Annotated in this window: 15 protein-coding genes; 11 read left to right on the top strand and 4 right to left on the bottom strand. The window is 71.9% G+C overall.

The window, feature by feature from the left end; translation table 11 throughout:
* Positions 1 to 84: 84 nt before the first annotated feature.
* Positions 85 to 993 (bottom strand): PepSY domain-containing protein, encoded by a 909-nt coding sequence (locus KF837_34340; GenBank protein MBX3232456.1) that lies wholly within the window; start codon positions 991 to 993, stop codon positions 85 to 87.
* Between the two features lie 96 nt (positions 994 to 1089).
* Between KF837_34340 and KF837_34335 the strand changes: the two genes are divergently transcribed.
* From KF837_34335 to KF837_34300, 8 genes are all read left to right on the top strand, one after another.
* Entirely contained in the window at positions 1090 to 2352 is a 1263-nt protein-coding gene (locus KF837_34335; protein ID MBX3232455.1) for a radical SAM protein, read from the top strand.
* A 52-nt stretch (positions 2353 to 2404) separates the two neighbouring features.
* Positions 2405 to 2713, top strand: coding sequence for a hypothetical protein (locus KF837_34330; GenBank protein ID MBX3232454.1), 309 nt, complete (start codon positions 2405 to 2407; stop codon positions 2711 to 2713).
* Positions 2714 to 2910: 197 nt separating this feature from the next.
* On the top strand, positions 2911 to 4251 hold the full coding sequence (locus KF837_34325) for a response regulator (GenBank protein ID MBX3232453.1): 1341 nt from the start codon (positions 2911 to 2913) through the stop codon (positions 4249 to 4251).
* Positions 4248 to 6185: a response regulator gene (locus KF837_34320; GenBank protein MBX3232452.1), complete on the top strand. Its 1938-nt coding sequence runs from the start codon at positions 4248 to 4250 to the stop codon at positions 6183 to 6185. The genes KF837_34325 and KF837_34320 overlap by 4 nt, the downstream gene beginning before the upstream one ends.
* Positions 6182 to 6562, top strand: coding sequence for a response regulator (locus KF837_34315; GenBank protein ID MBX3232451.1), 381 nt, complete (start codon positions 6182 to 6184; stop codon positions 6560 to 6562). The genes KF837_34320 and KF837_34315 overlap by 4 nt, the downstream gene beginning before the upstream one ends.
* On the top strand, positions 6559 to 7680 hold the full coding sequence (locus KF837_34310) for a response regulator (protein MBX3232450.1): 1122 nt from the start codon (positions 6559 to 6561) through the stop codon (positions 7678 to 7680). The genes KF837_34315 and KF837_34310 overlap by 4 nt, the downstream gene beginning before the upstream one ends.
* Positions 7670 to 8818, top strand: a complete 1149-nt coding sequence (locus KF837_34305) for an EAL domain-containing response regulator (protein ID MBX3232449.1) — start codon at positions 7670 to 7672, stop codon at positions 8816 to 8818. Before KF837_34310 ends, KF837_34305 begins: the two co-directional genes overlap by 11 nt.
* A gap of 29 nt (positions 8819 to 8847) precedes the next feature.
* Positions 8848 to 9279 carry a hypothetical protein gene (locus tag KF837_34300; GenBank protein ID MBX3232448.1) on the top strand — a complete coding sequence of 144 codons (432 nt, stop codon included), beginning with the start codon at positions 8848 to 8850 and terminating at the stop codon, positions 9277 to 9279.
* Positions 9280 to 9282: 3 nt separating this feature from the next.
* Here the strand turns inward: KF837_34300 and KF837_34295 are convergent, their stop codons facing one another.
* Entirely contained in the window at positions 9283 to 10101 is an 819-nt protein-coding gene (locus KF837_34295) for a phytanoyl-CoA dioxygenase family protein (protein ID MBX3232447.1), read from the bottom strand.
* Between the two features lie 42 nt (positions 10102 to 10143).
* On the opposite strand from KF837_34295, the gene KF837_34290 reads away from it, so the two are divergent.
* Genes KF837_34290 through KF837_34280 form a run of 3 tightly spaced genes read left to right on the top strand, consistent with a single transcriptional unit; the run spans position 10144 to position 11588 of the window.
* Positions 10144 to 10770 carry a hypothetical protein gene (locus KF837_34290; GenBank protein ID MBX3232446.1) on the top strand — a complete coding sequence of 209 codons (627 nt, stop codon included), beginning with the start codon at positions 10144 to 10146 and terminating at the stop codon, positions 10768 to 10770.
* A gap of 27 nt (positions 10771 to 10797) precedes the next feature.
* Positions 10798 to 11163 (top strand): Spx/MgsR family RNA polymerase-binding regulatory protein, encoded by a 366-nt coding sequence (locus KF837_34285; protein ID MBX3232445.1) that lies wholly within the window; start codon positions 10798 to 10800, stop codon positions 11161 to 11163.
* Positions 11160 to 11588, top strand: coding sequence for a secretin and TonB N-terminal domain-containing protein (locus KF837_34280; GenBank protein ID MBX3232444.1), 429 nt, complete (start codon positions 11160 to 11162; stop codon positions 11586 to 11588). The genes KF837_34285 and KF837_34280 overlap by 4 nt, the downstream gene beginning before the upstream one ends.
* A gap of 14 nt (positions 11589 to 11602) precedes the next feature.
* On the opposite strand, the gene KF837_34275 is transcribed toward KF837_34280, so the two are convergent.
* Together KF837_34275 and KF837_34270 are read right to left on the bottom strand one after the other, a co-directional pair.
* Entirely contained in the window at positions 11603 to 12220 is a 618-nt protein-coding gene (locus KF837_34275) for a DUF1697 domain-containing protein (protein MBX3232443.1), read from the bottom strand.
* 19 nt (positions 12221 to 12239) lie between these two features.
* The coding region (locus KF837_34270) for an efflux RND transporter periplasmic adaptor subunit (protein ID MBX3232442.1) at positions 12240 to 12770 on the bottom strand (531 nt) is incomplete at its 5' end.

Genomic DNA, 12770 nt, shown 5'->3' with positions numbered 1-12770 from the left:
GGGCGGTTCGTCCACGACGGCTTCGTTCGCGTCGACGAGGCCTTTCCCCGCGAGCTCGCCGGCCCGCGCGCGACGACGTAGCCGTCACCGATCGATGAGCCACCCGTTGTCGCGCGCGGTCGACGTCATCACGAGCGCGGCGACGAGGAGGCCGCTGCTCAACGCGACGACGCCGGCGGCGCGGCGGCCCTTCATCTGCAGCCACATCGCGATGCCGGAGAGCGCCCAGAAGACGAGCGTGCAGGCGGTCACGTCGGCGAACAGGATCCAGTAGGTCCGCGCGCCGCCGTGGACGGGGTAGCGGTGCGTGGTGTGGAGGTCGGCGAGCACTTCCATCGTGCGCGCGCCGGGGGCGTCGGCGCGCTGAGCGTCGACGGCGCCGCTCGAGAGGTCGTAGGCCGCGTTCCAAAGCACGCCGTCGCGATCGCGGACGCCGAAGCGCACCTCGGGCCGCGACTTCGGGTGCGCGCGGAGGGGTCCGGTCCCTTCGAGCCCGAGCGAGGGGAGGAGCCCGGTCATGTTGGACTCGAGGGCGGTCATGCTGCGATCCGCGAGCGGCAGCTTCGTGCCGGCGAAGGAGGGACGCGTGCGTTTCTGCTTCGGCGGCCGCGTGTCGACGACGACGAGGCCGTCGTCGAGTCGCACGACGACGACGTGCTCGCCGCCGTCCGCCGCGCTCGCGGTCAGCGTCGGCGTCCCGGAGAAGCGCGGGACGACGCCCGGATCGAGCGTGAACGAGTCCCCCGTCTTCCCGAGCTCCCCGACGATACGCGTCGCGATGTCGGCCGCGCTCCACGCCTCCTGCCGCGCCGGCGCCACCCGCTCCGTCACGCCGCGGAGGCGCGGATGATTGAACGAGAGCCCGGTGACGCCAAAGAACAAGACCCACGGAAACAGCACGAGCCCGAGGTACATGTGCACCCGCCGCACGAACCGCATCGCCACCCCAGGCGACCGCCAACGCCGCCACGCAGCGGTGATATTGAAAGTCATTTTCAATGATTGCCGCACGCGCCGCGGCCGGTCAAGCCACCCCGACCTCGGCGTTCTGCCGTCGTGGGCGGGCGGTGGAGAGGATATCGTCGTGGGATGGGCGGCAGCTCGCTGGGTGAGGCGGCGGGGCGGCGCGGGCTCGCGATCGCGCCGCGGGCGAAACCGGGGAGGCGATCGTTGCCGCTCGCCGCGGAGGCTCGGCGCGCCGACGCGGTTCGTCCCGTCTACGCGGTGTGGGAGCTCACGCTCGCGTGCGACCTCGCGTGCCGGCACTGCGGGTCGCGCGCGGGGCGGGCGCGGCCCGACGAGCTCACCACCGCGGAGGCGCTCGACCTCGCCGACCAGATCGCCGAGCTCGGCGTCGCGGAGGTCACCCTCATCGGCGGCGAGGCGTACCTCCGCGACGACTTCTTCGACGTCGTCCGCCGCCTGCGCGGACACGGCGTCGACGTCACGATGACGTCCGGCGGTCGCGGCTTGACCCCCGCGATCATCGAGCGCGCCGCCGCCGCCGGTCTCCAAGGCGCGAGCATCTCCCTCGACGGCGACGAGCCGATCCACGATCGCCTGCGCGGCGTCGCCGGCTCCTACCGCGCCGCGATCGCGGCGATGCGCGCCCTGCGTGAGCGCAACTTGCGAGTCGCGTGCAATACCCAGATCAACCGGCTCTCGATGAGCGCGCTCCCCGGCATCCTCGAGACCGTCGCCGAGCTCGGCGTCCATTCGTGGCAAATCCAGATTACGGTCCCGATGGGACGCGCGGCCGACGCGCCGGAGATGTTGCTTCAGCCCTATGACCTCCTCGAGCTGTTCCCTCTCCTCGCTTCGCTGAAATCGCGCTGCGGCGAGCTCGGTGTTCGCATGTGGCCGGCGAACAACATCGGCTACTTCGGACCGTACGAGTCGGCGCTCCGCGGCCACCGCCTCGCCAGCCACGGCGGATCGTGCAGCGCCGGGCGCGGCAGCCTCGGCGTCGAGGCGAACGGCGCGATCAAGGGATGCCCCTCGCTGCCGTCGGAGGCCTGGACCGGCGGCAACGTCCGCGACGCGCGGCTCGTCGACATCTGGGAACGAGCGGCGCCGCTCCGCTACACCCGCGACCGCACGGTGGAGACGGCGCTCTGGGGGTTCTGTCGCGATTGCTACTACGCCGACGAGTGTCTCGCGGGCTGCACCTGGACCAGCTTCGTCGCGTTCGGCCGCGCCGGGAACAACCCGTATTGCCATCATCGCGCGCTCGAGATGCAGCGGCAGGGACGACGCGAACGGATCGTGCGCCGGGAGGCGGCGCCCGGTCAGCCGTTCGATCACGGAGTGTTCGAGATCGTCTCGGAGCCGATCCCGGAGGAGGAGACGTAACGTGGCAAAGGCGCATCTGGTCATGTGTTCTGCGTGCTCGCGGCACGTCCGCGTGAACGAATCGAGCTGCCCGTTCTGCAGCGCCGCGCTCTCGGCCGAGCTCCGCGCGACGCCGCCGCCGCGCCGCCTCACCGCGCGGCTCTCGCGCGCCGCCGTCTTCGCGCTCGGGACCTCCGGCGCGGCGGGGATCGCGTCGCTCGCCGCGTGCTCCGACGAGCCCGCCGACACGATCGACCCGAGCTGCTGCCGCGACGCATACGGCGGTCCGCCCGTCAACGGTCCCGACGGCTACTCGTTCGACGCCGGGACCGACGCGCCCGCCGACGCCGACACCACCACCGACGCCGACGACGCCGACTAGCTCCTCCGGAGCAGGTTCGGGATGTAGAACTGCATCGTCGTGAAATTGTTGAATTCGCGAGCTTTCGCGCCCGCCCTCAGCGACGCGCGACGGTGTAGTTGAATGGCGGCGCCGTGCCACAGCGGCCCATCGCGGCATCGACGGTTTTGCTCCATTTCTCACTAGCGGACTATCCCACTCAAAATAGCATGGGTTGAATGCGTGTCCTTGTCGTGGACGACGAGCACTACATTCGCGACCTCTTGTCGCGATCGCTCCGCAAGTGGGGCTACGAGGTCACGACCGCCGAGGACGGCGACGGCGCGTGGCGGATCTTGAAGCGCGCGGACGCGCCGCCGATCCTCATCGTCGATTGGGACATGCCCGGCTTGAAGGGCGTCGAGATCGTGCGCCTGCTCAGGACCGCGGAGCACGGCCACTCCGTCTACGTCGTCATGCTCACGGGGCGGATGAAGAAGACCGATCTCGTCGAGGCGCTCGAGGCCGGCGTCGACGACTACCTGACGAAGCCGTTCAACGCGCGTGAGCTGCAGCTCCGTCTCGCGCGCGCCGTCGCCGCGCGCGACCAGCGCACCGCGCCGCCGGCCGCGCTCCCGCCGGGGCCGCTCAGCGGCGTCGTGCTCGCCGGCAAGTACCGGCTCGAGCGCCAGGTCGGGGAGGGCGGGATGGCCGACGTGTGGCGCGCGACCCATATCGCGCTCGAGATCCCCGTCGCGATCAAGTTCATGAAGCCCATCTTCGCGGCGAACGCCGACTACGCGAGCTTCGAGCGCGAGGCGCGCGCGGCGGCGAAGCTCCGGAGCCCGCACTCGCTCCACGTCTACGACCACGGCGTCACCGGCGCGGGGATGCCTTATCTCGTGATGGAGTACCTCTCCGGCGAGATGCTCGCGGACCGCGTCATTCGCTGCGGACCGCTCCCGCCGGTCGCGGTCACGAGCATCGTCGACCAGATCGGTCGCGCCCTCGCGGAGGCGCATCAGCAGGACATCGTCCACGGCGACGTGAAGCCGGAGAACATCGTCCTCGTCGACCACGCCGACTGGCCGCACGGGCTCGCGAAGCTCGTCGACTTCGGGCTCGCGAAGCACGTGAAGCCGGACGCCGCCGCGCCGGGGACGATCTCGGGGACCCCGAGCTACATGTCCCCCGAGCACATCACGGGGACCGCTCCGCCGAACGTGGCGCTCGACCTCTGGGCGCTCTCCGCCACCGCGTTCACCGCGCTGACCGGGCGATGCGCCTTCGAGGCCGACACGCTGGCGGCGCTCATCCATCGCGTGTGCAACGTCCCGCATCCGCCGCCGTCGGCGCTCGACCCCACCCTCGACGGCGCGGTCGACGCGTGGTTCGCGCTCGCGTTCGCGAAGGACGCCGCGCTCCGGTTCCGGAGCGCGCAGGAGCTGACCTCGTCGTTCGCGATCGCGTGCGCGAACGCGGACAAGGGGCTGAGCGAGCGCGCGCTCAGGGCGCTCCAGAGCCCGCCCGCGCTGGCGAAGACCGAGCCGCTCGTCGCGGGGACGGTGAGGCGGTCGTGAGCGAGTCGTCGAACCCGGTCGCCGCGAAGGAGCTCCGCGTCCTCTTCGTCGAGGACAGCGAGGACGACGAGTACTTCAATCGACGCGCGCTCGAGCAGGCCGGCTTCCGGATCGCCCACTCCGCGCGGGTCGAGACCGAGGCCGACCTCGACGCGGCGCTCACGAACGAGGAGTGGGACGTCGTATTGAGCGACTACGCGATGCCGGAGTTCAGCGCGCCGCGCGCGTACGAGGTCCTCCGCCGCCACGCGCTCGACGTGCCGTTCATCGTCGTCTCGGGCACGGTGGGGGAGGACACCGCGGTCGAGATGATGAAGCGAGGCGCGCACGACTACATCGTGAAGGGGCGCCTCACCCGGCTCGGACCCGCGGTCGAGCGCGAGCTCCGGAGCACGGAGGCGCGCCGCGTCCAGAAGCGCGCGCAGGCGGAGCTCCAGCGGATCGAGGAGCGGAACCGCGTCCTCCTCGCGCACTCGTCGGACGCGATCTCGATCGTCGACGCGGCGGGGGTCATCCGCTACGTGTCGGCGCCGATCGCGGCGATCGTCGGGTACGCGCCGCACGAGCTCGTCGGCCGTCCGCTCACGGAGACGGTCTGCGACGAGGACCGCCCCGACGTCGTCGCGACGCTCGCGCGCGCACGCGCCGAGGTCGCGCAGGTCACCTTCGAGGCCCGCCTCCAGCACAAGGACGGATCGCTCCGCTACGTCGAGGTCACGGTGCGTGACTTCCTCCACGATCCCACCATCGGCGGGCTCGTCGCGACGACGCGCGACATCAGCCAGCGACGCGCGATGGACGAGGAGCGGCGCGCGCGCCTCCACGCCGAGCTCGCGAACAAAACGAAGAGCAGCTTCCTCGCCAACATGAGCCACGAGCTCCGGACCCCGCTCAACGCGATCATCGGCTTCTCCGAGCTGATGGAGACCGGGCTCGCGGGCCCGCTTTCGCCGAAGCAGACGTCGTACGTCGACAACGTGCTCCAGGCCGGGCGCCACCTCCTCCGCCTCGTGAACGACATCCTCGATCTCTCGAAGGTCGAGGCCGGAAAGCTGACCCTCACCCGCGAGTGGACGTCGCTCGCCGACGTCGTCGCGGGGGTCGGCGAGATGGTCGCCCCGCTCCTCCGTCAGGCCGACCTGCGCTTCGAGGTCGAGGTCCCGCCCGCGCTGTCCGCGCTCTACGTCGACCCGCTCCGCCTGAAGCAGATCCTCTTCAACCTCGTCTCGAACGGGATCAAGTTCACGAAGCCCGGCGGCGTCGTGCGCGTCGCCGCGCGCACGGTCGGGCGCCGGATCGAGATCGACGTCGCCGACACCGGCATCGGCGTCGCGGCGAAGGACCTCCATCGTCTGTTCCAGGAGTTCGAGCGGGTGGAGAGCTCGGGCGCGGCCGGCAAGAAGGCGGAGGGGACCGGGCTCGGCCTCGCGCTCACGAAGCGGCTCGTCGAGCTGCACGGCGGCACGATCGCGGTGCGGAGCGAGGCCGGCGTCGGGACGACCTTCACGATCACGCTCCCCGACGTGCGGCGGCCGGCGCACACGAACGAGCGGCCGTCGCTCGCGCCGAAGACGGTCCCCAACGTGCTCATCGTCGACGACGATCCGCAGGCGAGCGCGCTGATCGCTCAGCACGTGCGCGGCGCCGGCTTCCAGCCGCTGTTCGCGCAGACCGCGGAGGAGGCGCTCCGCATCGCCGCGGTCGAGCGGCCCGCCGTCGTCACGCTCGACATCATGATGCCGAACATCGACGGCTGGGCGATCCTCGAGTGCCTGCGGCACGACCCCTCCACCGCCGACATCCCCGCGATCGTGATCTCGGTCATCGACGATCGCCCCCGGAGCCTCGCCCTCGGCGCGATCGCGCACCTCACGAAGCCGGTCTCGCGCGACGAGCTCCACGACGTGTTGAAGACGGCGGGCAAGCGGGAATGAGCCGCGTGCTCGTCGTCGAGGACCACCCGATGAACCGGATGCTCGTCCGCGAGCTCCTCGAGCATCGCGGTCACGAGGTCGCGGAGGCGTGCGACGTCGAGGAGGCGCGCGGCGCGCTCACGCGCGGGGCGCCCGACATCGTCCTCCTCGACATCCAGATCCCCGGCGGCGGCGGCCCCGCGGTGCTCGACTTCATCCGCGCGAGCCCGGCCCTCCGCGCGCTCCCCGTCGTCGCGGTCACGGCGCAGGCGATGACGGGCGACCGCGAGCGGTTCCTCGCGGCGGGGTTCGACGGCTACGTCAGCAAGCCGATCGACACGCGCTCGTTCTGCGCCACGATCGAGGGCTTCTTGCGCATCGAAAGGAGCGAAGTGTGAGCGCCCGCATCCTCGTCGTCGACGACACGCTGCAGAACCGCGTCCTCGCCGAAGCGCAGCTCGAGGCGGCGGGCTACGAGGTCGCGCTCGCCGAGAGCGGCGAGGAGGCGCTCGCGCAGTTCGGGCGCGGCGGCGTCGCTCTCGTCCTCCTCGACATCATGATGCCGGGGATCGACGGCTTCGAGACGTGCAAGCGGCTGCGCCGGCTCGAGGGCGGGGCGGACGTGCCGATCCTCTTCCTCACCGCGTCGCACGACGCGTCGATGCACGACCGCGCGATCGACGCGGGCGGCGACGACTTCCTGCGCAAGCCGATCGATCGGACGGAGCTCCTCCTCCGCGTCCGTTCGCTCATCCGCATCACGCGCTTGCAGGCAGAGCTGCGGAAGGAGCGCGACCAGCTCGTGCGCGTGCAGCGGCACAAGGACCTGCTCTCCGCGCTCCTCGTCCACGACCTGAAGAACCCGCTCTCGAGCGTCCTCGCGAACAGCCAGTTCGTGCTCGAGAACCCGACCGACGAAGAGGCGACGGGCGCGCTCGAGGACGTGATCTCGGCGGCGGAGGCGATCCATCAGATGGTGCTCAACCTGCTCGACGTCGGGCGCGCGGAGGACGGCGCGCTCGCGCCGGCGATCGAGGAGGTCGACCTGCATCGGCTCTTTGAGGAGCTCGATCGCTACAGCCGGCGCCGCCTCGCGACGAGGCAGCAGCGGCTCGAGCTCGGGCGCGAGGCGGCGCCGCGCGCGATCCGCGCCGACGCCGCGCTGCTCTCGCGGACGCTGCAGAACCTCCTCGACAACTCGATGAAGTACTCGCCGCCGGGCAGCGCGATCGGGCTCGACGTCGAGGTGACCCCCGCCGCGCTCCGCTTCCGCGTCCGCGACGACGGTCCCGGCATCCCGGCCGATCAGCGCGCGCGCATCTTCGAGAAGTACGCCCAGGTGGACGGGCGGGCCCCTGATCGCGCGAGCCGCGGCCTCGGCCTCGTCTTCTGCCGCCTCGCGACGGAGGCGCACGGCGGACGGATCTGGGTCGAGGAGAACCCGCCGCGAGGGAGCGCCTTCGTCGTGGAGCTCCCGTCTTCACCTTCGCTCGGAGGAGGGAACGATGCCGACTGAAACGACGAGCCGAATCCTCGTGGTCGACGACGACGCCGAGATGCTCCGCGCGCACCAACGCATCCTCACGCGCGCCGGCTTGACCGTCGACACGGCGGAGAACGGGCGCGCCGCGCTCGAGATGCTCTCCCGCGCTTCGTACGGCGCGGTGGTGAGCGACATCGCGATGCCGGAGATGGACGGCGTCTCGTTCCTGCGCGCGGTCCGCGACGTGGACCTCGATCTGCCGGTCCTCCTCGTCACCGGCTCGCCGGACGTGACGACCGCCGCGGCGGCGGTGCAGTACGGCGCGTTCCGCTACCTCACGAAGCCGGTGCCGGCGGAGATCCTGGTCGGCGCCGTGCGCCGCGCGGCGCGCCTCCACGAGTGGGCGGTCTTGCGGCGCACCGCGCACCTCGGCGATCGCGGCGCCGACGTCGGCGATCGCGCCGCGATCGACGCGAGCCTCACCCGCGCGCTGAAGAGCATGTGGATGGCGTTCCAGCCGATCGTGTCTTATCGCGCGCGCGAGGTCTTCGCGTACGAGGCGCTGATGCGGACGAGCGAGCCGGCGCTGCCCCATCCCGGCGCGGTGCTCGAGGCGGCGCTGCGCGTGGGCCGTCACGCGCAGGTGGGCCAGCGCGTGCGGCAGCTCGTGGCCGCGACGCTCGACACCGCGCCGAGCGTCACCTGCTTCGTGAACCTCCACGTCCGCGACCTCGCCGACGACGCGCTCTACGAGGACGGCGAGCCGCTCTCGCGTCACGCGGAGCGGGTCGTCCTCGAGCTGACGGAGCGCTCGCCGCTCGACGAGGTCGGCGGCCTGCGCGCGCGGCTCGAACGTCTTCGCAAGCTGGGCTTCCGCCTCGCGGTCGACGATCTGGGCGCGGGCTACTCGGGGCTGACGAGCCTCGCGCAGCTCGATCCCGAGGTCGTGAAGGTCGACATGTCGCTCGTGCGCGACGTCGACAGCCAGCCGATCAAGCAGAAGCTCATCGCCTCGCTCCAGGCGCTCGCGCGCGACCTCGACAAGAAGCTGGTCCTCGAGGGCGTCGAGACGCCGGCCGAGCGCGACTTCCTCGTCGAGACCGGCTGCGACCTCTTCCAGGGCTACCTCTTCGCCCGCCCCGCCAAGCCCTTCACCGACGTCGCGTGGTGACGGGCGCGGGCGTTGCATCGCTCGCGCGCATGGGCCTCGTCGATCACGCCAACGGAGCGCTCGAGCGCTACCGCACCACGCTCCGCACCGCGCCGCCCGCGGCGATCGAGGAGGCGCACGCGGACGCGATCGCCCAGCTCACGCACGCGCAGCGGCGGCGGCTCCTGGCCGAGCTCGCGAACGCGGCGCCGCCGGGGGAACGCGCCGTCGCGCGCGCGACGTCGGCCGACGACGCGCAAGCGCTGGGGCGCCTCGCGACGCGTGCGGAGATGCGCCAACCGGGCTTCATGGAACGCGCGCTCCGCGGGGCCGGCGGCCTCGACGACCCGCTCCTCGGCAGCTTCGCGATGGCCTTCCTCGGCAGCACGGTCGCGTCCGGCTTCTCCAGCGCGTTTTTCGATGAATACGCCGGTATCGAGGAAGGCGACTTCGCCGCCGACGACTTCGACCTGGACCTCTGACCGCTAGGCGCGGCGGAGCCAGTTGTCCGCGACCCACGCGCAGGTGTCGTCGACGAAGTGCAGCGCGTACGCGTGGCGGGAGCGCGCGGAGCGGTTCGCGCAGCTGAAGTGGGGGAGGAGGCCGTGGAGCAGGATCATCGTGCCGGCCTTCGCTTCGAGCGGCACCCACGGCGCGGCGGTCGCGACCGCGGGGAGCGGCGTCGCGTCGAGCGTGTGCATCACCGTGCCGCCGGCCCGCGCGCGCGCGAACCGCTTGCGGAGGGGACCGCGGTGTCCGCCGGGCAGCGCCCACATGCAGCCGTTCTCGATCGTCGCGTCCTCGAGCGCGAACCAGAGGCCGACCACGCTCGGCGGATCGGTCTGGAGGAAGGAGGCGTCCTGATGGCAGCTCACGTCGCCGCCGATGAACGCGTTCTTGAAGATGTACATCGACTGCACGAGCGCCGGCCGGGCGAGCCCGAGCGCGCGCGCGATCGCGACGAGGCGCTCACCCTGCGAGAACGCCGCGAACGCCGGCTCGCGGGCGTGGAGCGCGTGCCCGATCTTGTTGATGCTCTCTTCCTTCGCTCGCCGCAGCGACCCGTCCGCCGCGAACGCCTCCTCCTCGAAGAAGAAGCGGACCTCACCCCCGGACTCGAGGAAGTAGTCGTCGCTCGTACGCGTCTGCTCGTTCGTGCTGAAGACCGAGACCGTCCTCGGCTCGAAGCCCGCGACCAACTCCCCCGCCCGCCCGCGGAGCGCCGCGCACGTCGCTGCATCGACGAACCCCGGCACGACGAGGAACCCATCCCGCTCGAACGCAGCACACAGCTTCGCGTGCATCCGAGGGGTCATAGCCGGCGGGGGGCGTGGTAGTCGAGGTGCATGGTGCGGAGCATCGTCGGGGGGTTGCTCGTGTGCGCGGCGATGTCCGCGTGCGGGGCGAAGCCGGTCGCGTTTCCGCGGCGAGCGGCGCCGGCGGGGTATCCGGCGGCCCGCGCGGAAGAGCTGCCGGGCTCCTTCCCCCAGATCGCGCGCGGCGACATCGCGCGCGCGCTCGAAGGACGGCGCTACCGCGTGCGGTTCGGCGTGCTCCCGGCGCGATGCTGGGACTGCCCGATCGACGCGATCTCCGCCGCCGCTCCCGAGCGCGCGGAGGGACCCTTCGAAGACGAGACGCGCGTGAAGGCCGCGGACGTGACGGTTCGGCTCGTCATGCCTCCGCAGCGCGAGCGCGCCGAGCATCGCCTCGTCGCGTGCGTCGACGTCGCGCCCACGCTCACGCTCGCCCCCGCGCCGGGCGGCCCCGAGCGACGTGTCCTCGTCCTCGACGTGCAGCCGCTCGACGACGCCCCCGCGCTGCCGCTCGTGCTCGACGCCGTGACCGGCGAGCCGCTGGCGCACGAGGTCGAGACGCTCTTCGACGAGAACAATACGCCGTGCGACCGCCGCAAGATCGCGCGGACGTACTGGGACGACAACCTCCTCCGTTGGCGACGCACCCACCGCTGAGGAGCGCCCGCACGTATGATGAGACCGATGGCCCGCCAGAAGCCCCTCGTCCTCTCCTACTCCGGATGCTCCACCTGCAAGCGCGCGCTCAAGTGGCTCTCGGAGCACGGCGTCGACGCCGAGGTCCGCCCGATCGTGGACCAGCCGCCGACGAAGGCCGAGCTCGCCGAGTGGATCCCGAAGAGCGGACGCCCGGTCCGGAAGTGGCTGAACACCAGCGGCCAGAGCTACCGCGCCCTCGGGAAGGAGAAGATCGACGCCGCGTCGGACGCCGACCTCGCCCTATGGCTCTCCAAAGACGGCAAGCTCGTGAAGCGCCCCGTCCTCGTGACGTCGAAGACCGTCCTCGTCGGCTTCGACGAAGCAGCCTACGCCGCGACGTTCGACCCGTGAGGCACGTAGGATGGGCCCTCGCCTGCGCGCTCGCCGCGACCGCGTGCGCGAACGATGCGCCACCGCCCACGACGCCGCGCACGCAGACGCCCGCGCCCGAGCTCGACCTCGAGATCTCCCGACCCGCCGCGCCGTCGCTCACCGATCGCTTCGCGACGAAACGCATCGGCGAAACGCCACCGCCGATCGCGCACGGAACGGGTCGCCCCATCGATCTCGACGTGAAGGACGCCGACATCCACGACGTGCTCCGCCTCCTCGCCGACGTCGGCCACGTCAGCCTCGTCGTCCCCGCGGAGGTGACCGGCCGCGTGTCCCTCCAACTCCGCCGCGTGCCATGGGACCAGGCCCTCGCGACGATCGCCCAAGCCAAGGGCCTCCACACCGAACGCACCGGCGACGTAGTCACCGTCACCCCGCGCTGATCGAACGCCCGGGCCTACCCTCTCGGGGGCCCGGGGCGGCGACGCGCGCCCCGCGCGCGGAGAGGCCCCGGCGGGGAGAGCTCGAGAGGGGCTGGCCCCTCTCGAACAAGAGAGAGCAGCTTCGTCACCGTGTTCCAGTTTCGCGTCGTGACCGCGCCGCGTGCGGGGACCTTCGCGAGCGCGACCGCGAGCGCGCTCCGCGCCTGCCCGTTCGGGTACCACGTGTAGATCTCCCTCCCCGCGACGTGGAAGCGCTCCGGCGCGAAGTCCTGCGAGCGCAGCGGCGCGAGCGCCTCCTTCGCCGGCGGCTCCTCGAGGAACGTGACGCAGAGGTACTTCGGCTCGGTCATGACGTCCGCGAACGGGTTGCCCGCCACGATCGCCGCGAGCTCCGCCTCCGTCCGCAGCGTCGTCGCGATCGGGCGGCCCATGTAGCGATCGAGCGCAGGCGCGAGCGCCTTCGCGAGCGGGGTGGGCCGCAGCTTCGTCTCGAAGACGGCGTTGCCGCTCTGCAGGTACGTGCTCACGTCCGTGCAGCCGATCGCCGCCAGCATCTTGCGGAGCTCCGCCATCGGCAGCGTGTTCTTGGTGCCGACGTTCACGCCGCGAAGCAAGAGCGCATACCGAGCCATGCCGCCGCGAGCGTACCAGCTAACGCGCGACGTGCACGTCGACGCGGAGGCCGAGCGGGAGCGGCGTCGGGTCGTCGAGGACGACGATCGCCTCGAGCACGCGCGTGTCGACGCGGGCGCGTGGGTCGTCGGTGCGGATGTTCTTGCGTCCGAGCTCGCGCTCGACGCGCACGACCTTGCCCGCGAGGCGCTTCTCGCCGAGCGCCTCCGCGGTCGCGTACGCCTTCGCGCCGGGCGCGACGCGCGCGACGTCCGACTCGTCGATCTCCGCGCGGAGGCGGACCTTGTCGAGGTCCGCGATCTTCAGCGCCACCGTCGGCGGCATCGTCGTCACCTGCTCGCCCGGCTCGACGAGGCGACGCACGATCGTGCCCGTCGCCGGCGCGCGGAGCTCCGTCTGCGCGAGGCGCGCCCGCGCCTCCTCGAGGTCCGCCCGCGCCGCCGCCACCGCCGCGATCGCCTCGCGACGCACCTCGTCGCGGACGCCCGCCTTCGTCACCGCCGCGCGCGCGTCGGCCGCCTCCGCCGCCGCCTTCGCCGCGTCGGCCGC

The sequence above is a fragment of the Labilithrix sp. genome (genome assembly GCA_019637155.1).
In the GTDB taxonomy this organism is placed as follows: Bacteria; Myxococcota_A; Polyangia; order Polyangiales; family Polyangiaceae; genus Labilithrix.
The sequence above is the reverse complement of the archived record's forward strand: the minus strand, read 5'-3'. Positions and strand labels throughout refer to the sequence as shown.